Source organism: Desulfovibrio intestinalis, from assembly GCF_014202345.1.
GTDB lineage: Bacteria > Desulfobacterota > Desulfovibrionia > Desulfovibrionales > Desulfovibrionaceae > Desulfovibrio > Desulfovibrio intestinalis.
The window spans coordinates 331,142-354,610 of record NZ_JACHGO010000002.1 but is presented as its reverse complement, the minus strand read 5'-3'; the positions used below and the strand labels follow the sequence as shown (position 1 = coordinate 354,610).

Here is a 23,469-nt window from a genome sequence, read left to right as displayed (position 1 = left end):
AAAGAGAAAAAGCGCCCCGCGGCGCATGCACCGCGGGGCCGGGAAAAAACAACGAGCTTATTTAGGCGTTACTTCGCCCACGTATTCGCGCTTGCCATCTTTGTATTCAATGATGCCCACGGGCATTTCAGCGTCGTGGGAGGCATTGATGGAAAGCAGGCCAAGAGCCGTGGGCAGATCCTTGGTTTCGGCCAGAGCCTTGGCAATGGCCTGGGGCTCGGCGGAATTGGCACGCTTGATGGCGTCAAGAATAAGGAAGTAGGTATTGTAGCCAAGAGCGCCGTTAACGTTGGTTTCCTTGTCAGGATAGGCGGCCTTCCAGGCTTCGGTGAAGCGCTTGGCGGCTTCGCTCATGTTGGGCATGGCGGGGTCATAGGGGAAGGTGGTGTGCAGGAAGCCTTCAGCAGCCTTGCCGCCGAGCTTGAGGGTGTCGGGGTTATCCATAGCGTCCGCACCCATAAGGCGGAACTTCGCACCCAGTTCGCGGGCCTGCTTCATGATGATGGCGCCTTCAGCAAAGTAGGCGGGCATGAAAACGATGTCAGGATCCTTGGAGATCAGCTCGGTAAGCTGGGCAGTAAAGTCCTGGTCGCCGGAGCTGTACTTGAGCGTGGCGACAACATCGCCGCCCTGCTTTTTGAAAGACTTGGTGAAGAAGCTGGACAGGCCCACGGCATAGTCATTGGTCATATCCATCAGCACGGCGGCTTTTTTGAAGCCCAGGTTTTCACGTGCATAGGTGGCCGCAGCGGCGCCCTGATAGGGGTCAATAAAGCAGGCGCGGAAGTAGTACTTCTTGCCCTGGGTCACGAGGGGGTTGGTGCAGGAGGTGCCCACGCCGGGAACCTTGGCTTTTTCGGCGATTTCCGCACCAGCCATAGCCAAGGAGGAACCGTAGGTGCCGATAAGAGCCACAACCTTGTCGCGCTCCACAAGGCGCTTCACGGCGTTGGCGGCTTCGACTTTGTCAGACTTGTTGTCCACCACAACCAGGTCCACGGGGCGGCCCAAAACGGTGGGCATTTCCTTGTGGGCCAGACGCACGCCTTCAAGTTCAAGCTGGCCGCCAAAGGCATTTTGTCCGGTCAGGGGAAGGTATACGCCGATTTTGATAGGAGCGGCATCAGCGGCAGGCGCTTGGCCGGCAAAACCAAGGGTGAGCGCCAGTCCGGCCAGCGCTGCAAAAAGTTTTCCCAGTTTCATCCTTTCCCTCCAGGTTTTTTGTGTTGGCAGGGCTGCGCCAAAGGGCGGGCCACTAGGCCAGCACTATAAACAACTTGTGCATGGCCTGCAATTCAGAAAAGCCCATGACCGTATAAAAATCAGGCAAAAAGGCTGGCATAGCGCGCAAAAAGCCGCTTGCCAGGGCGTGAAAAACGGTCCCACTCACCCGTGAGGGCCAAACCGGGAACAATCGCCCGCACCACGGGCAGGTCAAAATCCTTGCGGCTGATGTCCACATAAAGCGGGCCTCTGCCGTGGTCGCACAGCACAGCTTCCAAAAGGCGGCAATTGTCAGCGGGCGAAGGGAGGCTGTAGTCTGGCAAATCTTCAAGAAACCGCACCGGCAGTCCTGCCAGGCCGGGACCGGAAGGCTGGGGACGCGTCGTTTGCGCCGTGGAGTACGGCCACGGAGTTTCAGTAAGAGCAGCCAGAGCAGCGCGCGAACCATTCAGGTTTGCGCCAGTGGCACGGGCGACGCTGCCGTCGCGCCCCATAACGAAGCACTGATACACGGGCAGCCCGAATTCCGTAGTAATATCCTGAAACTGCACGTTGATGCCGCAAGCCGCATAATCGTCCAGCAAGGATTGCATGCGGGCGTCGCGGCTTTTCAGAATAAAACAGCGTGAACGGCTGAAAGGCGTGGTGGCCTCGGCATCCCGCTCAAAAATTTCGGTCAAGGCCGCCTGCTTGGCTTCATCCAAGGTGTTGCCCGAGGCAAGCCCCGTTGAGCCGCCAGCCAGAAACAGGGCAGGCTCATCAAGATTGCAGAACAAAAAGACCGCCTGAGCCGGAACCAGCACTTCATTTCCATCCGTGTTCACGGCGCTGATCCAATGCAGGGAGGCATCCAAATACGGAGCCTCAATGGGCAGAACATTGGGATCAAGGACCGCCCTGCCCTGCAGCTGCAATTCGGAAAGCCGCGCCTTGAGGAGGGGCATGGGATGTTTGCGGTGCAGCACCTGCCCGGCGTCCCCCGTACCGCCGTCTTCAATTGGGCCAACACTTACATAGGTACTGGCTCTCTCAACAATTTCCATTGCGTAGGAAGCACGGGCGGCTGCCAGCGACATTCCCCGCCCGTAGGCAGTGGCCTTGCCGTGCAGGTGATGCTTGACCGCACCGCTATGCACCTCAATATCCACCTGCCAGGACCGCAACAGGGCAATGGGCGAAAGTGAGGCTTCGTGCCGCATTTCAGGCCCGTCGACTGTAGCTGATTCCATAAGCGCATCCAGCGCGCGCAGAAATGTCTCCTGCGCTGGCGGGCGTTCCCAGGCCGCTGCGGGATTGGCAGACAAGCGCGCATGCTGCCGGGACAAACTACCCGCATTGGCTGCCATATCTTGGGCAGCCGCTGCAATTTCTTCCTGCGAAAACAGTGGCAAAATTCCGGCCTCATCGGGGCGCGGCAGCGCGTGGTGGTCGCAGATATTGCTGCGGAACAGCTCACTCCAGGCAGCGCTTGCGTCTGCATCAGGCTGACTGACCGCACGCAGATACAAGGCTGGGCTGGAAGAGGCCAAACGAACAGCGGCATCTGCGGGAAAGCCCGCGCAGGCATCGGCATGTTGCGGCAGCAACGTAGCGCATTCAAGCAACAAGGCCGCCAGTACGGGCCTGCTAAAGACATTCTGGGCAGCATCGTAGCACGAGGCCGCCAGACGCGCCAGTTCTTCGGTTTTTTCAGCACTCAGCAGACGCAAAATATGCTGATGCAGAAAATCGTCCATCGGCGCGGCTTCAAGGCGTTCCAATGCTGCGTCAAAGCCAAGATCAACGGGCGGCACGCATGAAAAATATCCAGTGGTGGCCTGCGTTTGCTCATGCGTATAGGCATACTCAAGCACAGGCAACTGGCCGGAAGAAAGGGGAATATCCCTGGTCATGTCAACTCTCTCTGACTGTTTGAGGCGAGGTATATTCCACACAACATACACTTTTACTGGGAAAATACCAGCGCAAAAGCACTATACGCATGACAGTACAAAAAAGGCGGGCCGCAAGCGGCCCGCCAAATAAAACGAAAGCCCTGACAGGCAGGGCTTTCGAAAGGCGTATTAACGCTTGGAGTACTGGTACCGGGCGCGGGCAGCGCGCAGGCCGTACTTTTTACGTTCTTTCTTACGGGCGTCGCGGGTGAGGAAGCCAGCCTTCTTGAGCATGGGGCGCAGGGCCGGATCAACCATCAGCAGGGCACGGGAAATACCGTGGCGCACAGCTTCAGCCTGACCAGTCACACCGCCACCAGCTACATTGATGCGCACATCAAGCTTGTCGGCAAGCTTGGAAAGCACCAAAGGCTGACGGATGATCATCTGCAGGGTCTTACGGGGAAAGTAATCCTCGAAAGAACGCCCGTTGACCGTGATGCCGCCGGAGCCGGCATAGATGCGGGTACGCGCCGTGGCGGTCTTGCGACGGCCGGTGCCGTATTCAAATTTCTCGCTCATGGCATTCTACTCCTTAATGCGGCAGCGTCAGCGGCTGGGGATTCTGGGCCGTGTGCGGATGCTCGGACCCGGCGTAAATCTTAAGTTTCTTCAGCATGGCGCGGCCCAGGCGATTCTTGGGCAGCATGCCCTTCACGGCGGCCATCAGGACGCGGGAGGGCTTGTCAGCGAGCACATCGCCGAGGATGGTGGTCTTAAGACCGCCAACCCAGCCAGAGTGCCGGTAGTATTTTTTGTCGGCCAGCTTGTTGCCGGTGACCTTGATCTTTTCGCAGTTAACTACCACGATAAAGTCCCCGTTATCCATATGCGGGGCGAACTCCGGCTTATGCTTGCCGCGCAGGCGGTGGGCGATCTGGCTAGCCAGACGGCCGAGCACCTGATCCTGAGCGTCAACCACGAACCATTCGCGATTGATGTCTTTGGGGGTGGGGCTGAACGTCTTCATCGGAATGACTCCTCACATCTGCAAATATCAGCAGCCGTTGGCTGCAAAAAAGTTCATTGCGCGATAGCCGTCGAACGGGGGTGACGATATTTATCGCAGTAAAGATGGCTTCAATACGGCAAACGCCAGACACTGTCAAGAGCCGTTGCACTATTATGCACCCAAAGGCCGTAAAATCGGGCCGTGGCATGAAGCCCTTGAGCTTTACCCCATCTACCCCTATACTGCCAACTGTTTTTCCGACCCACACCCGGAGAAAATATGGCGGACATTCGCAAGAGCCTGCTTCAACTGATTTTTTCAGGCGCATACCTTTTACGCTGGAACGACAAGCTGCGCCCGGTGGAACTGCTTGAAACAGACAAGCAGGCACACAAGATGTTGCTGGCCTGTGTGTTGTGGCATGAAAACTCACGCCACATGTCTGAAGAAGAGCGCGTAAACCTTGCCTCTGAAATCATAGAAGGTGGCCTGTTTGACTACTTTTACCGGCTCATCATCACCGATATCAAACCGCCCATCTTTTACCGCATCAAAGAAAATCCCGAGCAGCACCGCCAATTGACAGAGCATGTGCTTGACAGCCTGCAACCGGCCCTGTCGCCTCTGGGTTCATTTTGGCAGCGCATGTGCCACTGGCACCACAACGCTGACGAAGACAGCCTTTCCCGGCGCATACTCACCGCAGCCCATCTTTACGCCTCACAGTGGGAATTCAATCTCATCAAGCCGCTCAACAGCCCTTTTGACGATGAAATGGATGACATCGGCCAATCGTTTGTAGATCGGCTGGACAGTTTTCGCGATCTGAAGGGTCTGGAACAAATGCGCCAACCGGGCACTGCCCTTCTCAGGCTGGCCAACCTCTGCGGGCAGTTGCGCTTTCAGATTCGCTGGACCCAGGCCCCACGCATTCCCGCCACTTCGGTTCTTGGGCACATGTTCATTGTGGCCAGCTTTGCCTATTTTTTCAGTTTGTCTGTAAATGCGTGCCGCGCACGGGCCAACAACAACTTCTTTTGCGGGCTTTTTCATGATTTGCCGGAAGTGCTTACCCGCGACATCATTTCGCCAGTGAAGCGCTCCATAGCAGATTTACCCAAAATCATTAAAGAATACGAAGAAAAAGAGCTGGAGCGCCGCATTTTTGCTCCCTTGCGCCAGCAGGGTTTTACTTCGCTGGTGGAACGCATATCTTACTATCTGGGCCTTAATGTGCAGTCTGAATTTCAGGAATGCGTTTGCCGCAACGGGAAAATAGAAAAAGTGCCTGACTTCGACGTTCTCCAGCGCGAATGCAACTATGACGACCTTGATCCCAAGGACGGACGCCTCATCAAGGATTGCGACAATCTCGCAGCCTTTCTTGAAGCCCATAGCTCCATCCGCAACGGCGTTTCTTCACCGCACCTTCTTGAGGCCCGCGTTCGTCTGCTGACCTTTTTGCGCCAAAGCCCCCTCACCTGCCTCAAACTGGACGCCCTTCTGGCGGATTTTGACTAGCCCATGCCGATTATCACAAGCTTTTTCGCTGCCCGTCAGTACCAGATGTCAAACGTTGCGCCTTCAAGGCGGCTTGCCCTGCGTACCCTGTTTCTCGCGCTGGCTCTCTGGTTTATGCCCTGCCAGGATGCTTTTGCTCTCACCGTCTCCAAAAATCTTTCATTTTATGCGAGAGATATGGAGTACTATTATAAGGAAAAAAGGGCTGAAACCCTGCCGGGTATTCTTCGCACTTTTGACGCGCAGAACGTTCTTTATGATCGGCAAAAGCAGCTCACACTGGCCGCATTTCTTGCTGAAACGCTCAAGTCAGAATCCACAGCCCGCCAGACCCTGCTGGCGCAGGTTCCCACGCTGAGCAGAGATGGCAAGCGCACCCTGGCCTGGGCTGTGCATCTGGCGCAGCTCACGGACGAGGCCGCGCTTATGAACCAGTTGCTGGACCAGCGCGATGCCGTGCTTTTACAGCAAATACGCCTGAACCCCACGCCCCTGTTGCAATGGGATATCACCAGCGAGAAAACTGTCCTTCAAATGTACTGGGCCGCATATACAGCTTCAGGCAATGTTGCCTACCTGGACGCCATCATTGACGCGGCCCTGCGCTATGCGGATCTCAATTCCAGCGGCCGTCAAAATGACCCGGCCTTTCCTGTAAGCCAAACCGCCGCCGCGTCATTATATGAAATGAGCCCCCGCCATGAGGCTGTGCAAAGCCGTGTGGAGCAAAGGCTCAAAGGCCTTACCGGCCCACAGGCAGAGACTTTGCGCACCGTATTGCGCAAGTAGCCGCAATAGCGGATATTTTTTTAATGGGTTCTGCTCCGGGCAAAACCCTGCCGCAAGAACGCCCCCCCACTCCACAGCAGACTGATACAACTGCTGAAACAAGAAGCACTGCCATTGCGCCAGTATGCCCTGCTGGCAACCCGCCTGTAACGCAGCGTAACGTATCCCCACAATTGCTCTGTCATGCCCACATAGCCCTGCCTGTTTCAGTGGAGCGGATTTGCCGCCACCACTACAGCAAGGGGATTGCCACAAGCAATACTGCCATCAGCATAAGGCAGGCCCCTGCCAGAATTTCGATAAGGCCCAATCGCTTACGCAAGATATTTTGCACGGCAGGATGGGCAATGGCAGCGGCAAGCCCTGCATCCCAGGCAAACACAAGCCCCGCCATCCACGCGCCTGCAAAAAGCTGCTGCTTCAAACTGGCGGCAGACCCCATAATGGTTGTCATGAGGGTGAGGTAGAAAATGGCATTTTTAGGATTAAGCAAGGCCGATGCCAGCCCTGTGAGCAATTGCCTGCCAGCGGCAAGGGGAGCGGCCACAGTGAGGCGCAAATCTGCTGGCTGCCGCCCTGACCGGACAAGAGCCCAGCCTATCCACAAAAGATAGCCCGCCCCCGCCAGCTCCACGCAGCGGTAAAGCCACGGCCACTGCCGCACAAACGACCAGCCCGAAATGGCCAGAGCAATATAGAGGGCATTGCCCAAAGCGATGCCAAGGCAGATGAACGCTGTTCCCCGCAAGCCACGCCGCACTGCGTGCCCCACCACCAGAAAAAAATCCGGCCCGGGACTGAGCAAGGCCATAAAGTGCGCCAATGCCAAAGCAGGAAAGGTAGGAGCAATAAATTCCGCAAGAATCTGTGTCATGAGCTTTTGCCTCCAACACAGACCCTACTCTTCCGGCAGACTATTTCTTGTACGAATGTGACCCGCCTCTGCGGTAGCAGCCGGGTGTAACGGAATAAAACTTCACGAACATGCGGTGCAAATGGCTTTGGTCTGCATAGCCCACAGCAACGGCGGCATCAGCAATGCTTTTGCCCTGGCGCAGCAGGCGGCGGGCTTTTTCCAGCCGCAAGCAATGCAAATAGCTCCCTGGGGGAAGCCCTGCACCGCGCCTGAAAGCGCGGGAATAACTTTCGCGGCACAGGCCGGATTTTTTCGCCAGTTGGGCTACCGCATGACGCTCAGTGTCCAAGCTGTCCTCTTCTTCCTCAGGCAGAAATTGCGCCGTAATTGAAGAATGTTTTGTGGCGGCCTTGAAGCAGTGATACTCGCTCTGCAACTTGACCAGAAATGCCTGCAACGCCTGTTCGCTGCTCTCCTGACCGTCGACCACTGCTTGCACGATATTGAGGGCGCAGGCAAACAGCGCACGGTCACATATCAGCGGCAGCGCCACTTCATAGTCTTCTGGCAAAGCTAACACCGGGCAGACGTTCTGCACAAACCAGCGGGAATCCACATGGGCCATGTGATAGCTTCGGCATTGCGTTCCCACGGGGTTACAGCTGTGGGGTACGCCTGGCCCGATGAGCACAAGATCGCCCTCTTTTGCCTCATGCGTCTGGCTATGGAGCTGGCCGTGAAGCTTAAAGCGCGTGCGCCCTTCAAGGATCATCCCCAGCGACAGGCTGGAATGGAAGTGCTCCGCATATGGCTGCACACTGCCCAAGGTAGTGCGCACCTCCACAAAAGGGAGGGACTGCGGGGCTGCAAAGGTCTGCACGGCAATTGGCGTATGGTGCCGCATGGCTCTACCGGAGTAAGAGGTGGATGGGGGCTGTTCTTAGAAATATGGGGGTTGTTCTTAGAAATTATGGCAAAAGTTATGGCAGAAACAGCACGCCTGCAACCAGGGTATTTTTACCTTTGAAAGCGTTATTTTGCTCTAGTGCTGCATGAACGTGTAGCGCACCGGAATCCAACATGGATTCTGCCGAAGTTTGCATTTTCGACAGGATGGCAACGTTGAAAGGTGAAGCATTCCAACGTTACTTTGTTCTAGATGTAGTGTTCCAACAGGTTGTTCCCCTCGTCTTCATTCGGCTTGCTGTTGTTTGCGGACACCAGCTTTATCGACTGGGAAGAGGGGGAACAACCTGTTGACATTCTATATCCAGACAGTGCCGTCACGAGATGGATTTCCAGTTATATCAAGGAGAGCGAGCCTTTTATGCAGGGAGCATACTCTACTGGTACTCGACCGGAATAAAAGGAGAAGTTCGACCCAGAGATAACTGGAAAGGCGCTCCTGTCGGCACTGTCTGGAGCACTTCAACGCCAAAAATGTTGAAGTGCTCGGCGGCGAGTAGACCGAGCCGCCCGCCGCAACGCGGCGTGGATTTAGCCGAAAACCGCGTTTTCGGCTAAATCCACGCTTTGAAATTGTAAGCAATTTCAAAGCGAATCTACTCTAATGAGCGGAGCCCCAGTTATCTCCCACCCCCCAATCAACCACAAGGGGGACTGAAAGAGGTTCATTGCCCGGCATGACCGCACCCATCAGCTCGGCGACGCGCTCTCCAGCCCTTTGTGCCGCTGCCTGCGGCACTTCCAGCAGAAGTTCGTCGTGTACCTGAAGAAGCAGGCGCGCTTTGCTGTCGCGCAGTTGGGCATCACCTGCCACAGCCAGCATGGCCAGTTTGATGACGTCAGCTGCCGACCCCTGAATGACAGTATTTATGGCCTGCCGCCGGGCCAGAGCATATGCCTGCCCATTGGCCGAATGAATGTCGGGCAAAAGGCGGCGGCGTCCCCCAAGCGTGGTGACGAAGCCCTGACGTTTTGCCGTGGCTTCAACGGACTCATAAAATTCTTTAAGGCCCGTGAGCCGTGAAAAGTACCGGGCAATGAATTCCTTGGCTTCATTTGTGGTAATCTTCAGTTCCTGAGCCAGTTTTTGCGCCCCCATGCCGTAAATAAGGCCAAAGTTGATGGTCTTTGCATTGCGGCGCTGGTCTGCGCTCACTTCTTCGGAGGGCAAATCGTAAACCAGAGCGGCTGTGCGGGCGTGAATGTCCTCGCCCTTGCGGAAGGCTTCAAGCAATGCCTCGTCCTGCGACATATGCGCCAAAACACGCAGTTCCACCTGCGAGTAGTCAGCAGAAACAAGCGCTAGATCCGGCCCGGCAATAAAGCAGGAGCGCATGCGCTTGCCAAGCTCGCCCCGCACAGGAATATTCTGCAAGTTCGGATTGCTCGATGAAAGCCTGCCCGTGGCCGTAGCTTTTTGATTAAAGGTGGTGTGAACGCGCCCCTGCTTGTCCATAAGGCGCGGCAGAGGGTCAAGATATGTGGAACGCATTTTTTCGAGTTTGCGGAACTGAAGAATACTGTCCACCACGGGATGACGGCCCGCCAGCTTTTCAAGGGTTTCCTGGCTGGTAGAAGCCTGCCCGCCCTTGGTTTTGCGCGGCGAGGGAAGCTCAAGTGTACTGAAAAGCACGTCCCCAAGCTGCTGAGCCGAACGGATATTGAACTCCTTGCCAGCCACCGCGTAAACTTCGGCTGTCAGCCTGTCCAGCTGGGACTGCACATCTGTAAGAAATGTTTCAAATGCCCCAGCGTCAATTGCTATGCCGCGCCCTTCCATATCTGACAGCACAGGGGTAAGGGGCAGTTCCAGCTTTTTATAGAGCTCCAGCAGGCCATCCTGCTGCATGCGGGACTCAAGCACCGCTGCCATACGCAAGGCAAGCTGCGCAGGACCGGGACCGTCTGCCCGCAAGGGGCCGCCCCAGTGCACAGCCAGACGCGGCCAGCCGTAATCGCTTTCTTCCGGGTTGATAAGATAGGCGGCCAGCCCAAGATCCATAAAGAAATCCGGCGATTTTTTTTGCAAAAGCTCACGCCAGCAGGGGGCAACGGACAAAAGGCTCTTTATATCAGGCGTAACAATGCACCGGGCGTCAGCGGCCCAGCGGCACAGATCGTCCACGCCGCCAGTCCAGCAAATGTCTTCGCCATCAGCCACAGCCGCATGAGGCGCAGCTCCCGTGCCCCTGGGCCACACAAGGGCCACATCAAGCCCCCGGCAATCTGAAAGGTCTGCAGCCGTGCCCACCTGAGGAGCCACTTTTTCTTCGGCCACATCAAGAAGGCTCATTTGCGCGCCCGCTCCTCTTGGAGGCTGGGCCGAAGCTCCTTGTTGCGCTGAGGCTGTGGAAACTCCACGCGCGCTTTCACTGCCTTCATTACCCTCATTCAAAGGCACGCTGGCTTCAGCGCGCCTGCTGCCATTCTGCGCATGGGTCTTTGGCGCTTCCTTCGCGTCCGCAGGCTGGCCGGAAAGCTGCATCCGCTCCAATGAAGCCATTTCGCGGCGCAAGGCATGAAGTTCAAACTCTTCAGCCAGGGCAACACAACTCTCCGCGTCAATGGGGCGCACCAGCAAATCACCCAGTTCAAGTCCGGTACAAACGTCCAGCGACAGCGTGGTGAGCTTGCGCCAGGTAAACATTTCATCCAGATGGCTGCGCAGCTTGTCTTGCAGCTTGGGCGGCAACAGAACGAAATGGTCGCGGATATCCTCAAGGCTGGGGCATATTTCAAAAATTTTGGCAGCGGTCTTGGGGCCGATACCCGGCACGCCCGGGATATTATCGCTGGTATCCCCCACTAGGGCTTGCACATCGGGCCATTGGGCCGGAGTAAGCCCGCTTTCTTCCGTAAACTGGGCCGCGGAAAGCAGTTTTTCTTCCTTGAACGCCGGGTCCCACATGAAGACGTTGGGGCCAAGACATTGCTTGAGATCCTTGTCGCCACTGACAATGATCACCGGGCGCTCTTTTGACAGGCGCGCGGCCAGGGAGGCTATGCAGTCGTCGGCCTCGCAGCCGTCGGAAATCTCCAGGTTCATGCCAAGTGCAGTGACCATGCGCTCGATAGGTTCCATCTGACGGATCAGATCATCAGGGGTGGCATCGCGGTTGGCCTTATACAAGGGAAAAATATCATGCCTGAAATTCTTGCCTCTGCCATCCTTGACGAAAAGAAAATACTGCGGTCTTTCTTCGCGCAAAATGCGCATAAGCACGCGAGTTACCACTACCAGGGCGTTGGTGGGAAACCCGTCGGAACGCTGCATGTTTCTATTGGCAAAAAAGCCCCGGTAGATGAAGGCAGAGCCATCCATCAAAAAAACAGGTTCGGCGGCAAGATCAAGGCGATTCTTTAAAGACATGACGGACCGTGGGTTGAGGGTGAAAGCCTGCATGCGCTTTGCGCATATGGCTCTTGCGTATAAACTGGGCTATGCGTATACTATATCGATGGAAACAAGTCCGCAAGTGACAGCTTCTACTCAAGGATCGCTTCTCCGCGTCAGCGTGGGGGGCTCTTGGAATATGGATACAGCATGGCCCCCTGAGGCTGTAGCCGCCATCGAAACTCTAAAAAATCAGAGCATCAAACAACTTTGCCTTGAAACCGACAAGCTTGAGACCTGGGACAGTAGCCTGCTGGTCTTTCTTGTGCAGTTGACCAAGGCAGCCAACGACCGCCAGATAACCCCGCAAAACCAGCTGCCAGACGGCCTTGAGCGCCTGCTTAAACTGGCCTTTGCCGTGCCCGCAAAAGCGGGTTCTGACCGTAAAAAAGAAGAACTCAATTTCGTGCAGCGTGTAGGGCAAGCTACCATTGACCTGCCCCCGCGCGTAACCGATTTTTTAAATTTTGTGGGTGATATAACCCTGGCGCTGGGCCGCCTGATAACGGGCCGCTCTCAAATGCGCCCGCAGGACCTGCTGACCGCCATGCAAGAGTGCGGCGTACAGGCGCTGCCTATCATTTCAATAACCAGCATGCTTTTCGGCCTTATTCTGGCCTTCGTGGGCGCAGTGCAGCTTACCCAGTTTGGCGCGCAAATCTACGTGGCGGGCCTTGTGGGCATAGGCATGCTGCGTGTTATGGGCGCTGTTATGGTGGGCGTGGTTATGGCTGGCCGGGTTGGCGCGGCCTATGCCGCCCTTATAGGCACCATGCAGGTCAATGAAGAAGTGGATGCCCTGGCTACCCTTGGCATCTCGCCCATTGATTTTCTTGTTCTGCCGCGTGTGGTGGCCCTGACGGCCATGATCCCCTTGCTGACGCTCTATGCCGACCTTATGGGCGTTGTGGGCGGCTACATCGTGGGCACGACCATGCTGAGCATCAGCCCTATGGAATATGTCAACGCCACCATGCAGATGGTGCCCTACAAGCATGTATTTATCGGTCTTACCTACGGCACTATTTTTGGCGTTATCATCGCCATAACTGGCTGCTACCAGGGTATGCGTTGCGGACGCAGCGCCCAGGCCGTAGGTCTGGCTACCACCACAGCCGTGGTGCACGCCATTGTGGGCATTATTGTGGCCACAGCGGTGATAACTGTCATCTGCAATGTGCTGGACATTTAAAATGGCCGACCACAATATGATGCCCTCCCAATCCGTCGCCTCAGGCGAAACTCCCCAGAATCTGCCGATTGCCAAAACGGAAGAAAAAATGCAGTCAGGCCAGCCCGGTCAGCAGGACTTGCGCATCAGCGTAAATCAGTTGCAAGTGGGCTACGGTTCTTACGTTCTCATGCACGATGTGACATTTGACGTGCACGCCGGGGATATTTTTTTCATAACTGGCGGTTCGGGCTGCGGCAAAAGCACGCTTCTTCGGGTGCTTATGGGGCTTAAATCCCCACAATCTGGCGCAGTTTTTTATGGTCAAACCGACTTCTGGGGCAGCAATGAAGACCAGCGCCGCAAACTGGTGCGTGAAACAGGCGTGCTTTTTCAAAGCGGGGCACTGTGGAGTTCAATGACGCTGGCGGAAAACGTGGGCCTGCCCTTGCAGCAGTATACGGACCTCAGCGATGAGGCCATACGGGAACAGGCCAAACTCAAGCTGGCCCTGGCTGGCCTTGCAGGCTTTGAAGACTACTACCCGTCAGAAATCAGCGGCGGCATGTGCAAGCGCGCCGGACTTGCCCGGGCTCTGGCCCTGGACCCCAAAATTCTCTTTCTTGACGAACCCTCTGCCGGGCTTGACCCTGTCAGCTCGCGCTTGCTGGATGATCTTATTCTGGAGTTGCGCGCCAGCCTGGGGACAACCTTTGTCATCGTATCTCATGAATTGGCCAGCATCTACGCCATTGCCAGCAATCTTATCTTTCTGGATGCCCAAACCCGTCAGGTAGCTGCCTGTGGCAATCCGCACCAACTGTTGCACGCCTCTGATACCGCGCCCAGCGCCATGCTCTTCCTGACCAGAGGCGAACGCAACCATGCCGAAACCGAGCAGACGGAAAAGACCGGTGTTTCCACGCCGGACAAAGGAACGGCCATATGAGTTCACAAAAATATAAAACTACAGTCGGAGCCTTTGTTTTGGGGGGATTGTCCCTCCTGGCTCTGGGATTTATTGTGCTGGGCGGGGGCCGTCTGTTCAGCAACGACATGGAGTATGTGCTTTACTTTGACGGCTCTGTCAGCGGCCTTTCTACAGGAGCCCCGGTTGTGTTTCGCGGAGTGCCCATGGGCAGCGTAACGCGCATCAACCTTGTGGCAAACACGCGGGATTCCAACGTTACCATCCCCGTCTACATCCGCATTGATGAACAGAGTTTTGTGCGCGCCAGAGGTTCGGCTCCCATTTCTGAATCCGTGCGCGAAGAAATTGTGCGCCGGATGGTACAGCGCGGCCTGCGTGCCCGTTTACAGTTACAAAGCCTCATCACGGGCCAGTACCGTATTGAACTGGACTTTTTTCCCGGCACGCCGGCGGTCTTCCGTTCGGGCACGCCAGACACGGAAATTCCCACCATCCCTTCCCCCATCGACACATTGCAGACCACGCTTTCACAGTTGCCGCTGGAATCAATGGCCAGAGCGCTGGACAGCATATTGCAAAACCTGGCTCAATCTCTGGCTGACGACAGCCTTGGACGCGGCCTCCAAGCCTTTACGCGAACCTTTGAAGAACTTGACGGCATTCTCAGAAACAGCGCCCTGCGCCAGAATGCCGATAGTATCCTGCAAAAGCTCAACAAGACTGTGGGCACTGTGGACAATCAACTGCCCGCCACCCTTGCCACGCTGCGCTCCGCTCTGGAGAGCATGAGCCAGGCCGCAGACCAGCTGCGTGTAGTGACGGCTTCTGCTCAAGGCTTGCTTGGGCGAGATTCGCCAACGGTTAACGACATTCACAAGTTGATCAAGGAAAGCATAGAAACCCTGCGCGCCATCCGCAATGTGGCGCAGATGCTTGAACGTAACCCTGAGGCCCTGATTATGGGCAGACAAGGAAAACGCTGATGCAACGCCGAATCCTGTATACTTTTCTGGCGCTCACGGTTTTGCTGGCCGCCTGCGGACGCAGCACGCCAACCAATTACTACCTGCTGGAGAGCCGCCTGACACCCGTTTCTGCCGACAGCCTGCCCACCAAAAGCTTGCGGGTGGCTCCCGTCAATGTGCCGGAGTATCTGGACCGTGACGGTATAGTGAGCCGCGTGGGCGAATCCACCCAGCTCATTGTTGCCCAGTTTCACAGTTGGGGCGAACCCCTGAGCCACGGCGTGCGCCGTGTCACGCGCGAGGTTCTTACCCGGCCCATGCTGCAAAGCGGCGTCAACATACTGCCCGCCGGAGACGAATCCACTGCCGACTACGTCCTCTATCTGGACATACAGCGGCTTGACGGCAATTTTGACCAAAAAGCCGTACTGGACGTGCGCTGGACCCTGCGCAACAAGTTCAACGATGTGCTCGCACGGGGCATTGTTGTTGATGAAGAAGCCGTGACTGGCAAGGGCTATGATGTGCTTACTGCCGCGGAAAGCCGCCTTGTGCAAAGAATGGCGGAACACCTGGCCCAGCGTTTACCCGGCCTTACGGGGGGCAAGCAGTGAGTTTGACGGCGGCAGCGCAACGCAGCCGCATTCTGCTGGTAGACGACGCGCCGGAAAACCTGCGTATTCTGAGCGAAACCCTGCGCACGGATTACACCATCATGTTTGCCAAAAACGGGCCGGACGCGTTGCGTCTGGCCATTGGCACGCCGCAACCGGACCTTATTCTGCTGGACGTCATCATGCCTGGCATGGATGGCTACGAGGTATGCCGCCAGTTAAAGGAAGAACGCTCCACGCGCGATATCCCCATCATGTTCATTACCGCGCAAAATGAAGAAATGGACGAGGCAACCGGGCTTTCTTTGGGGGCGCAGGATTACATCGTCAAACCTTTTCGCGCATCTCTGGTACGCAACCGCGTGGCCAATCAGCTGAAATACAAGCGCTACCGCGACCATCTCAATGAGCTGGTACACGAGCGCACCCGCCAGCTTGCCCTTACGCAGGAAGCCACAATTCACGCTATGGCCACGCTGGCGGAATGGCGCGACACTGAAACAGGCGCACACATTAAGCGCACGCAAAACTATGTGAAGGCTCTAGCCCTGCATATGGCGGAGCAGCCAAAATACCGCAACATTCTCGATGCAGACGCCATTTCATGGCTTTATCTTTCCGCCCCGTTGCATGATGTGGGCAAGGTTGCCATTGCCGATACCGTCTTGCACAAGCCCGGCCCGCTCACAGATGCCGAGTACGAGGCCATGAAGGAACACACTGCCCACGGCAGAGCTGTTCTGGCCGCTGCTGATAAATTTTTGGGCGAAGATTCCTTTCTGAAAATGGCCTGCGATATTGCCTACTGCCATCATGAACGGTGGGACGGGCGAGGCTATCCACGCGGGCTCAAAAGGGAAGAAATTCCCCTTCCTGCCCGGCTCATGAGTCTGGCAGACGTCTATGACGCCTTACGCAGCCAGCGGGTGTACAAGCCAGCCATGCCGCATGAAACTGCCGCCCGAATCATCTTTGATGGCAAGGGAACCCAGTTTGACCCAGAAATTGTGGAAGCGTTTGGAGCCATTCAGGCAGAATTTAAAGCCATTGCCGAGCGGTACAGCGATTAATGCAGTTGCGCAGGCAGGCGCTGCGAATCGACGTTCTCAACGTTTGGACCACACCTGCGGCGACGTTCAGCCGAGCAAATAAATAAACCCCGTTGCCCTGTACAGACGCATGACAACAGTAGCTGAAGCTGCACTTACGCCGCAGCCGATGCCTGCTCACGCAGTCGCAAAATCTTTTCAAAGTAAAAAACTCCAGACCGATCAAAATTTTGCGCAACAGAAAGGCCGTGTCTGCCGGAAATATCCGATGGACACGGCCTTTCTATATTTGCCTGCTCAGGCAGAGGCGGGTTTATGCTGAAGACATGTTCGCGCACCAGTTTTTATGTCGGAAACAACCCTGGTACTGCGTGTCATGCAACGTCAGGGGTTAACCATAACCTTTGCCGGGCGCAACAGGCGATCACCCAATTTGTAGCCACGTTGCAGCACACGCGTCACAGATCCCGGTGCGAATTCGGGCCGGGCATCAAAGCCCACGGCCTCGTGCAAAGCAGGACTAAATTCGTCCCCTTCTTCACCCACAGGGGTCAAACCGTGCTTGCTTACAGCTTCAAGCAACAGCTTGTGCGTCATGGCAACGCCCTGCACCATATCCTTACACACTTCATTGGTACTGCCATACTGTAATGCCAACTCAAGATTATCAAGGCTTGGCAGCAGATCGCTCAAAACCTTTTCAGCGGCGTAACGTATCTGTTCTTCGTGTTCACGCTTCAGGCGCTTTTGAAAATTATCCATCTCGGCGGCCATGCGCAGACGGTTTTCTTCAGCCTCAGCCTTGCAACGTGCTTCAATTTCTGCGGCAGAAGGCTCGGCGCTTTGCGCAAAATTTACATCGGGCATATCGTCCAGCGAGACGGAGTCCATCACGCCATTTATATCCTGAATATCATCAGGATTGCAAAAATTCAGGCTGCCCTCCGAAAATTCGTCTTCCGTCGGCGCGGCCTCTCCATAAGACTTCTGCATCTTGTGACGCTGCATGATTCCTCCCAAATCGCTCCACCCTTCGGCAGTGCGTTCATTTGAGTTAACTAAGTTCCCACTTCCCGACTGTCAAGGCTACACAGCCACTTGACGTTTTTACAATTTGAAATATAAGTTTACAAATAGACATTACAGTATTTAAATTGCACGACATCTTGAACTGCTTAAAAATTCAGCCAACTGGCTATGGTCATTAAATATTTTAGCTGTTCACGGTTTTTTTTGTTCACATTGAATGCTATTAGTTACTATTGATAAAATGGCGAACTCAATGCTCCTGACTCAGCGTGCCCCTAATTCTGCCCGTCCACTCTACACAGGAGGCTCTTCGATGTCATGGTGCGCACTTGCTTTTATCCTTTTTATTCTTCTTCCCCTACCGTTACAGGCAGAAGAATTACTATTTACGCCCAAACTAGGGCTGCAGCTGCTTCCAGAGCTTTCGTGCACAAGCAAGGACCCGGCATACTGCGTTCGTCCTCTGCCTCAAAATCTTCAAGTCACAGCTCCCGTTGTGGAAGACCCGGACTGGTACGTTGCGCCACCCGGCAGCGCCACGCCCAAACCGCAGTATGTAGGATGCCAGTCTGAAGCACAGTATCTGCTTGTTTTGACGGAGGCCCTGCAAGGCAACCCCGTGGCTATGGCCGACCTGGTCATACGCGCGCAATGCGCCTCTGCAACACCGGCAACCGCCTACCCCGGCATTCCTGCCTTTATGCGTTCCGCGGCCTTTTGGCTTGAATGGGCTACCAAATATACGTCTCCCGGCTGGGTATACTCCAGACTGGCTCTTTATGGAGAAGGCATGGGCAACACGCGCAGTGCCTACACCCGTGGAGCTTTTCTTGGTGACCCCAAATCCATGCATGCCTATGCGACCCGCTGGAACACAGGAACAAACCTGCAATGGCTGCTGCTGTCGGCTGACGCCGGATATGCCCCGGCTGCGCATGAAATCTCGCGCTGGTACCGTTTTGGCGGAGACAAATGCGGCTACACCCTGCCCGATTCACCCAATGAATCCAAGGCACGCCAGTATCTTTCCATAGCGATGAGCGAAGGATATGCCCACGCTTTTGGCGATGCTGTTTATGAAATACTGGTGTCTGGAAATGCCCAGGCACATTTGGAAGACGCCTATGCCTACACCCAGATTGGCCGTGCTCTGGATGAAGCGGATAATGGTCTTTTACTGGCAGACAGGCCGCTCCCTCAAATCAAGCCTGTGAATCTTAATGATGTTCTGAGGTACGCCAAGTGCGCGTTCATGCCGCTTCACCAGATGAACACAGAAGAAAAACACTTTGTTCAGGCGGCAAAACTCGCCAAGGATCTGCATCCTCTTGAGCCCCAGGGACTGGCTGCTGCTTCAAACAAGGCCACGGCCTGGCTGCTCAATTTTCAAAAACATCAAGAGGCTCATTTGACCGCAGAGCGCGAGCGTCGAGACGCCCTTACCACGCAGCTTCGTGAACAATGTCTTTCAGCGCTCGCCTATATTGCCACAGTGTCTAAAATGCGGGCCCAACCCCTAACCCCGCATGACGATGCCCTGGCAGCTTCGGGAATTCCATCATGCTCGCGTGCCCCGCTTTTACCCTGAGTAAATAAAAACAGATTTCCCGTACTACTTTGGAACTCCGAACCTCTGCCGCTGTTGCCTTTGCGCGTGGTGGAGCCTCGACATTCATCCGGCCCTTCTGTATATTCCTCCAACCGAGGTGAGGAAAATACTATGACATGCCGGACATTGACACTGCATAATGAGCAGGAGTGGCCCAAGCTTGCCCAATGGCTGCAAGGGCGTCACAACCCAGGTGACGGGGTGGAAAGCGCCGTACGCGACATTATAGCCGCTGTGCGCGAAAAGGGTGACGAAGCCCTGGTGGAATATACCCGCAATTTTGACTGCCCGGACTTTGCGCCGCCGCTTCTTGTAAGCGAGCAGGAAATAGCCCGAGCCGCCGCCACTGTTCCCATCGAAAACAGAGAAGTCATCAGCCAGGCTGCCGCCCATATCCGGGCCTTTCATGAGGCCCAACTGGAAAAGTCCTGGTTTACCACAAGGCCAGACGGCAGCATTCTGGGGCAGCACGTTCTGCCAATGGACGCTGCGGGGCTTTATGTTCCCGGAGGCCAGGGCGGCAACACGCCCCTGATCTCCAGCCTGCTCATGTGCGCGATTCCCGCGCAGGTAGCTGGCGTGCCCCGCCTTGCCATTTGTACCCCCCCGCGTAAAGACGGCAGCGTCAACCCGCATATTCTGGCTGCTGCGCATTTGCTGGATATTGAAGAAGTCTACCGCGTGGGCGGGGCATGGTCCATTGCCGCCCTGGCCTCGGGCACGGAAAGCATCGCCCCGGTGGATGTTATTGCCGGCCCTGGCAATATCTTTGTGACCACAGCCAAGCGCCTGGTGCAAGGCATGGTCGGCATCGACATGATCGCTGGCCCCAGCGAAGTTCTCATTCTGGCTGATTCTTCCGCCAATCCCGCATGGATCGCGGCTGACATGCTTTCCCAGGCAGAGCACGACACGCTTGCTTCTGCCATCTGCGTCACCGACGACCAGCGCTTGGCCGAAAGCATCCGTCAGGAGCTGGACAAGCAGTGCATGGCCCTGCCCAGAGCCACCACCGCTGCCCGCTCGCTTGAAGAATGGGGAACCATCGTGGTTACTCCCAACCTGAGCGTGGCTGTTGCCGTGGCCAATATGGTGGCGCCGGAGCATCTGGAAATCTGCACGCGCGATCCGTGGGCAGTGCTGCCCTACATCCGCCATGCAGGGGCCGTCTTTATGGGCCAACACAGCCCCGAAGCTGTGGGCGACTACTTTGCAGGGCCGAACCACGTGCTGCCCACCCTGGGCACGGCACGTTTTTCTTCAGCCCTTTCGGTGCAGACCTTCTGCAAAAAAACCAGCATTGTTGCCGCCTCATCGACATTTTTGCAGCAAAATATGCAGGCCATCGCCGCTCTTGCCCGTATGGAAGGGCTTGAGGCGCACGCCCGCAGCGTGGAAGCACGCGCAAAAAAATAATCCGGCTGACAGTATCAGGAGCCCTCATGAAAGTTGTGGTCAAGACAGATATCAGCGCCTATCCCTTGCTCTCTCGCGGGAAGGTTCGCGACATCTACAACGTGGACGAAAAAACCCTGCTCATTGTCACCACAGACCGCATGTCGGCCTTTGACGTGATAATGGACGAACCCATTCCTTACAAAGGTGTGATCCTGAACCAGATCACCCTGTTCTGGATGGACAAGTTCAAGCATATCATTCCCAACCACCTGCTTGAAAGCGATGTAAACCGTTTTCCTGCTGCGCTGGCCCCGTGGAAAGACGAACTTGAAGGCCGCGCCGTTCTGGTGCGCAAGGCCAGCCCGTTGCCGGTGGAATGCATCGTGCGCGGCTATATCACCGGGTCCGGCTGGAAGGACTATCAGGCCACAGGTTCCCTGTGCGGCTACACCCTGCCCGCCAATCTGCGTGAATCCGACAAGCTTGAGCCCGCCATCTTCACCCCCTCCACCAAGGCGGAGCTGGGCGAGCATGACGAAAACATCAGCGTTGCTGCCGCTGCCCGCCTTCTGGGCGAAGACATGGCCCGCAAGGTTGAAGCAACGTCGCTGGCGATCTACGAAGCTGGCCGCACTTACGCTGCTGGCCGTGGCATCATAGTGGCCGACACCAAGTTTGAATTCGGCATGATTGACGGCGAACTGCATCTTATTGATGAAGTGCTCACGCCGGATTCTTCGCGCTTCTGGCCTGCCGACCAATACAAGCCCGGCCAGGGACAGCCCAGCTTTGACAAGCAGTACCTGCGCGACTGGCTTAAAAAACAGCCCTGGAACATGCAGCCCCCGCCGCCGCCACTGCCAGAAGACATTATTAAAGCCACGGCTGACAAATACAAAGAAGCCTACGATATTCTTACAAAATAAACTTGCTTCTGGCGCGCCGTTTTTATCTGCGGCGCGCCAGCTGACAGGCTTTTGCAACGCACAGAGCTTTCGTTTCTGCGCGCACAACAAGACTGCGGCCATGTACTGTTTTTACCGTAGCATGGCACGGTAGACCTACTCTAATGAAAATCGCTATTGGGCAAGACACGCGGATTACCATGACGATTTTCTCAGAAAACGCCTCTACCAAACATATTCGGAATGCATAGCGGGCAACATACCCCACAAACGCTTCCGCAACAGTATTTATTACAACCGCCCCGCCTTCGGGCACAAAGCGGTGAAAACAACCTTATGCCGGTCATGGCTGGCCCGCATTCTCCTAGGAGGACCCATGCTGCTGCAAGGAAAGAAAGCCCTTATAATGGGATTAGCCAACAATAGAAGTATCGCTTACGGCGTTGCCGCCGCTCTCAAGGCCCAGGGCGCACGCCTTGCCTTTAACTATGTGGGCGACGCAATCAAAAAGCGTGTGGAACCTCTGAGCGAAGAACTGGGCGGAGAATTCACGTTCCAGTGCGATGTCTGTGACGACGCGCAGATTGAAAATGCCGCCGCCATTGTTAAAGAAAAATGGGGCGATCTGGATATCCTGGTACACTCCGTGGCCTTTGCCAACCGGGACGACCTTACTGGCCGTTTTATTGATACCTCGCGAGACGGATTCAAGCTTGCCCTTGATGTTTCGGCCTACTCCCTTACCGGGCTGTGCCGCGCCTTTGAGCCGCTGTTTACCGATGACGCCTCTGTGCTGACCATGACCTATCATGGCTCCACGCAGATTATCCCCGGCTATAACGTCATGGGCGTCGCCAAGGCAGCTCTGGAAGCTTCTGTGCGCTATCTGGCTTATGACCTTGGCCCCAAGGGCGTGCGCGTCAATGCCATCAGCGCTGGGCCCATCAAAACGCTGGCTGCTTCAGCAGTGTCGAGCCTCAAGGATATTTTCAACATGGTGGAAAGCAATTCGCCGTTGCGGCGCAATGTGACCACCGCCGATGTTGGCGGCGTGGCGGCCTTCCTGTCTTCTGATCTCGCCCATGCTGTGACGGGACAGATCCTCTATGTCGACAGCGGGTTCAGCAAGGTTGGCGCAACCGCCTAAAGGTGATGAATTATGGGCAACCTGACGCTCAATGCATTAGCTATCACTGTGATTTCAGCCCTGGGGCTCTGGGTTTTTTACCGTTCGGCCAAAATTGAAAAAAAACGGACGGAAGAAGAACGCAAAAAGAGAGACCACCCAAAGCAGGATTAGGCAATGTTGATAAAAATCTTGCTAACGGTGGCTGTTGTGGGAGGCCTCTTCTGGATGCTGGTCAAAACTGGCGGCGGCATCTGTTGAATGGGCTTTCGCCTGCCACCCCTCCGGCGGAGGAAAGAAAAAAAGGCTGATGGCGAAAAAACGCCGCCTGAAGAGGACTCTTCGGGCAAGTGACAAATGATTGAGCGGAATTAGCACATAATTTTACCATTTTTTACTTGCGTTCTCCGTGCATATGCCATATACAGGTTCGGCTTTGCACGACAAAGCAATGCGGAGAGGTGTCCGAGCTGGTCGAAGGAGCACGATTGGAAATCGTGTGTACGTTAATAGCGTACCGAGAGTTCGAATCTCTCCCTCTCCGCCACACTGAATGATTAGAAGGTTTCATGAGCAGTCATGAAACCTTCTTTTTTTGTTGTATCGTCACTATTCGTGATTTAATTCGTGACGCCCTCAAAAATCGTCTATTGCGTCCCTGTTCACTCCAATCCAATGCTAAGAAGGTAATTTCTGCGGCCCTCAAGTTCTTACACCCAAGGACTTATTGCGCTCAGTGTGGTTATTCAGCATGGATTGCCCCACCGCGCTGAAGGCACATGATCAAAGCTGCCACGCCAACAGGCAACCTCTACAAACTCTGCGATGCACACTTGCTTTCACATCAAACAGGACACGCCTAGCCCTCCTGCAGCGGAGCGAATTCTCGCAACCACCTCATCCTCAAAGCATTCAAGCGCACGCAGGCACAGGCCACGTTGACAACTGAATCCAACTCCATCATGTTCAGGCCGTTCAATCAGGCAACCCGGCTGACAACCCGTTAGGGTTTGTTTTTGCACGGCATTCATGAAGG

20 protein-coding genes and 1 tRNA gene are annotated in these 23,469 nt (G+C 55.6%); 13 read left to right on the top strand and 8 right to left on the bottom strand.

What is annotated here, in order from left to right:
* Positions 1 to 57: 57 nt before the first annotated feature.
* The 4 genes from HNQ38_RS04370 to rplM form a co-directional block, all read right to left on the bottom strand.
* Entirely contained in the window at positions 58 to 1,203 is a 1,146-nt protein-coding gene (locus tag HNQ38_RS04370; protein WP_183718185.1) for an ABC transporter substrate-binding protein, read from the bottom strand.
* Between the two features lie 119 nt (positions 1,204 to 1,322).
* Positions 1,323 to 3,116, bottom strand: a complete 1,794-nt coding sequence (locus HNQ38_RS04365) for a YcaO-like family protein (protein WP_183718184.1) — start codon at positions 3,114 to 3,116, stop codon at positions 1,323 to 1,325.
* Positions 3,117 to 3,287: 171 nt separating this feature from the next.
* The gene (rpsI, locus tag HNQ38_RS04360) at positions 3,288 to 3,680 is read right to left on the bottom strand and encodes a 30S ribosomal protein S9 (protein ID WP_183718183.1); all 393 of its coding nucleotides are present in this window, start codon (positions 3,678 to 3,680) and stop codon (positions 3,288 to 3,290) included.
* 13 nt (positions 3,681 to 3,693) lie between these two features.
* Entirely contained in the window at positions 3,694 to 4,128 is a 435-nt protein-coding gene (gene rplM / locus HNQ38_RS04355) for a 50S ribosomal protein L13 (protein ID WP_183718182.1), read from the bottom strand.
* Positions 4,129 to 4,389: 261 nt separating this feature from the next.
* Here rplM and HNQ38_RS04350 point away from each other — a divergent pair, with 261 nt between their 5' ends.
* Positions 4,390 to 5,631 carry an HD domain-containing protein gene (locus HNQ38_RS04350; protein WP_183718181.1) on the top strand — a complete coding sequence of 414 codons (1,242 nt, stop codon included), beginning with the start codon at positions 4,390 to 4,392 and terminating at the stop codon, positions 5,629 to 5,631.
* A 3-nt stretch (positions 5,632 to 5,634) separates the two neighbouring features.
* Complete coding sequence (locus HNQ38_RS04345) at positions 5,635 to 6,420, top strand: translation initiation factor 2 (RefSeq protein WP_183718180.1); 786 nt, start codon at positions 5,635 to 5,637, stop codon at positions 6,418 to 6,420.
* 232 nt (positions 6,421 to 6,652) lie between these two features.
* Here the strand turns inward: HNQ38_RS04345 and HNQ38_RS04340 are convergent, their stop codons facing one another.
* The 3 genes from HNQ38_RS04340 to HNQ38_RS04330 all read right to left on the bottom strand — a co-directional run bounded on the left by HNQ38_RS04340 (position 6,653) and on the right by HNQ38_RS04330 (position 11,612).
* The gene (locus tag HNQ38_RS04340) at positions 6,653 to 7,294 is read right to left on the bottom strand and encodes a LysE family translocator (protein ID WP_183718179.1); all 642 of its coding nucleotides are present in this window, start codon (positions 7,292 to 7,294) and stop codon (positions 6,653 to 6,655) included.
* A 40-nt stretch (positions 7,295 to 7,334) separates the two neighbouring features.
* Positions 7,335 to 8,180: an AraC family transcriptional regulator gene (locus tag HNQ38_RS04335; RefSeq protein WP_183718178.1), complete on the bottom strand. Its 846-nt coding sequence runs from the start codon at positions 8,178 to 8,180 to the stop codon at positions 7,335 to 7,337.
* Positions 8,181 to 8,843: 663 nt separating this feature from the next.
* Positions 8,844 to 11,612 carry a DNA polymerase I gene (locus HNQ38_RS04330; RefSeq protein WP_183718177.1) on the bottom strand — a complete coding sequence of 923 codons (2,769 nt, stop codon included), beginning with the start codon at positions 11,610 to 11,612 and terminating at the stop codon, positions 8,844 to 8,846.
* A gap of 163 nt (positions 11,613 to 11,775) precedes the next feature.
* Here HNQ38_RS04330 and HNQ38_RS04325 point away from each other — a divergent pair, with 163 nt between their 5' ends.
* The 5 genes from HNQ38_RS04325 to HNQ38_RS04305 all read left to right on the top strand — a co-directional run bounded on the left by HNQ38_RS04325 (position 11,776) and on the right by HNQ38_RS04305 (position 16,387).
* On the top strand, positions 11,776 to 12,828 hold the full coding sequence (locus HNQ38_RS04325; protein ID WP_246387982.1) for an MlaE family ABC transporter permease: 1,053 nt from the start codon (positions 11,776 to 11,778) through the stop codon (positions 12,826 to 12,828).
* An 88-nt stretch (positions 12,829 to 12,916) separates the two neighbouring features.
* On the top strand, positions 12,917 to 13,756 hold the full coding sequence (locus HNQ38_RS04320; RefSeq protein WP_183718377.1) for an ABC transporter ATP-binding protein: 840 nt from the start codon (positions 12,917 to 12,919) through the stop codon (positions 13,754 to 13,756).
* The gene (locus HNQ38_RS04315) at positions 13,753 to 14,721 is read left to right on the top strand and encodes an MlaD family protein (protein ID WP_183718176.1); all 969 of its coding nucleotides are present in this window, start codon (positions 13,753 to 13,755) and stop codon (positions 14,719 to 14,721) included. Before HNQ38_RS04320 ends, HNQ38_RS04315 begins: the two co-directional genes overlap by 4 nt.
* Positions 14,721 to 15,317, top strand: coding sequence for a PqiC family protein (locus tag HNQ38_RS04310; protein WP_183718175.1), 597 nt, complete (start codon positions 14,721 to 14,723; stop codon positions 15,315 to 15,317). The genes HNQ38_RS04315 and HNQ38_RS04310 overlap by 1 nt, the downstream gene beginning before the upstream one ends.
* Positions 15,314 to 16,387, top strand: coding sequence for an HD domain-containing phosphohydrolase (locus HNQ38_RS04305; protein ID WP_343060085.1), 1,074 nt, complete (start codon positions 15,314 to 15,316; stop codon positions 16,385 to 16,387). Before HNQ38_RS04310 ends, HNQ38_RS04305 begins: the two co-directional genes overlap by 4 nt.
* Before the next feature lie 363 nt (positions 16,388 to 16,750).
* Here the strand turns inward: HNQ38_RS04305 and grpE are convergent, their stop codons facing one another.
* Entirely contained in the window at positions 16,751 to 17,374 is a 624-nt protein-coding gene (gene grpE, locus HNQ38_RS04300) for a nucleotide exchange factor GrpE (protein WP_183718174.1), read from the bottom strand.
* Between the two features lie 334 nt (positions 17,375 to 17,708).
* Here grpE and HNQ38_RS04295 point away from each other — a divergent pair, with 334 nt between their 5' ends.
* The 6 genes from HNQ38_RS04295 (at position 17,709) to HNQ38_RS04270 (ending at position 22,980) form a co-directional block, all read left to right on the top strand.
* A complete protein-coding gene (locus tag HNQ38_RS04295; protein ID WP_183718173.1) occupies positions 17,709 to 18,983 on the top strand; it encodes a hypothetical protein in 1,275 nt (424 codons plus the stop codon).
* Between the two features lie 132 nt (positions 18,984 to 19,115).
* A complete protein-coding gene (gene hisD / locus HNQ38_RS04290) occupies positions 19,116 to 20,420 on the top strand; it encodes a histidinol dehydrogenase (RefSeq protein WP_183718172.1) in 1,305 nt (434 codons plus the stop codon).
* A gap of 26 nt (positions 20,421 to 20,446) precedes the next feature.
* On the top strand, positions 20,447 to 21,328 hold the full coding sequence (locus HNQ38_RS04285) for a phosphoribosylaminoimidazolesuccinocarboxamide synthase (protein ID WP_183718171.1): 882 nt from the start codon (positions 20,447 to 20,449) through the stop codon (positions 21,326 to 21,328).
* A gap of 355 nt (positions 21,329 to 21,683) precedes the next feature.
* A complete protein-coding gene (locus HNQ38_RS04280) occupies positions 21,684 to 22,454 on the top strand; it encodes an enoyl-ACP reductase FabI (RefSeq protein WP_183718170.1) in 771 nt (256 codons plus the stop codon).
* A 12-nt stretch (positions 22,455 to 22,466) separates the two neighbouring features.
* Complete coding sequence (locus HNQ38_RS04275) at positions 22,467 to 22,607, top strand: hypothetical protein (RefSeq protein WP_183718169.1); 141 nt, start codon at positions 22,467 to 22,469, stop codon at positions 22,605 to 22,607.
* A gap of 281 nt (positions 22,608 to 22,888) precedes the next feature.
* Positions 22,889 to 22,980 (top strand) — tRNA-Ser (locus HNQ38_RS04270).
* The last annotated feature ends 489 nt before the right edge of the window (positions 22,981 to 23,469 follow it).

Excerpts from the sequence above, each read along its gene's own strand:
- HNQ38_RS04370 (WP_183718185.1), bottom strand. The coding sequence starts at position 1,203 with ATGAAACTGGGAAAACTTTTTGCAGCGCTGGCCGGACTGGCGCTCACC.
- HNQ38_RS04365 (WP_183718184.1), bottom strand. The coding sequence starts at position 3,116 with ATGACCAGGGATATTCCCCTTTCTTCCGGCCAGTTGCCTGTGCTTGAG.
- rpsI (WP_183718183.1), bottom strand. The coding sequence starts at position 3,680 with ATGAGCGAGAAATTTGAATACGGCACCGGCCGTCGCAAGACCGCCACG.
- rplM (WP_183718182.1), bottom strand. The coding sequence starts at position 4,128 with ATGAAGACGTTCAGCCCCACCCCCAAAGACATCAATCGCGAATGGTTC.
- HNQ38_RS04350 (WP_183718181.1), top strand. The coding sequence starts at position 4,390 with ATGGCGGACATTCGCAAGAGCCTGCTTCAACTGATTTTTTCAGGCGCA.
- HNQ38_RS04345 (WP_183718180.1), top strand. The coding sequence starts at position 5,635 with ATGCCGATTATCACAAGCTTTTTCGCTGCCCGTCAGTACCAGATGTCA.
- HNQ38_RS04340 (WP_183718179.1), bottom strand. The coding sequence starts at position 7,294 with ATGACACAGATTCTTGCGGAATTTATTGCTCCTACCTTTCCTGCTTTG.
- HNQ38_RS04335 (WP_183718178.1), bottom strand. The coding sequence starts at position 8,180 with ATGCGGCACCATACGCCAATTGCCGTGCAGACCTTTGCAGCCCCGCAG.
- HNQ38_RS04330 (WP_183718177.1), bottom strand. The coding sequence starts at position 11,612 with ATGTCTTTAAAGAATCGCCTTGATCTTGCCGCCGAACCTGTTTTTTTG.
- HNQ38_RS04325 (WP_246387982.1), top strand. The coding sequence starts at position 11,776 with ATGGATACAGCATGGCCCCCTGAGGCTGTAGCCGCCATCGAAACTCTA.
- HNQ38_RS04320 (WP_183718377.1), top strand. The coding sequence starts at position 12,917 with ATGCAGTCAGGCCAGCCCGGTCAGCAGGACTTGCGCATCAGCGTAAAT.
- HNQ38_RS04315 (WP_183718176.1), top strand. The coding sequence starts at position 13,753 with ATGAGTTCACAAAAATATAAAACTACAGTCGGAGCCTTTGTTTTGGGG.
- HNQ38_RS04310 (WP_183718175.1), top strand. The coding sequence starts at position 14,721 with ATGCAACGCCGAATCCTGTATACTTTTCTGGCGCTCACGGTTTTGCTG.
- grpE (WP_183718174.1), bottom strand. The coding sequence starts at position 17,374 with ATGCAGCGTCACAAGATGCAGAAGTCTTATGGAGAGGCCGCGCCGACG.
- HNQ38_RS04295 (WP_183718173.1), top strand. The coding sequence starts at position 17,709 with ATGTCATGGTGCGCACTTGCTTTTATCCTTTTTATTCTTCTTCCCCTA.
- hisD (WP_183718172.1), top strand. The coding sequence starts at position 19,116 with ATGACATGCCGGACATTGACACTGCATAATGAGCAGGAGTGGCCCAAG.
- HNQ38_RS04285 (WP_183718171.1), top strand. The coding sequence starts at position 20,447 with ATGAAAGTTGTGGTCAAGACAGATATCAGCGCCTATCCCTTGCTCTCT.
- HNQ38_RS04280 (WP_183718170.1), top strand. The coding sequence starts at position 21,684 with ATGCTGCTGCAAGGAAAGAAAGCCCTTATAATGGGATTAGCCAACAAT.
- HNQ38_RS04275 (WP_183718169.1), top strand. The coding sequence starts at position 22,467 with ATGGGCAACCTGACGCTCAATGCATTAGCTATCACTGTGATTTCAGCC.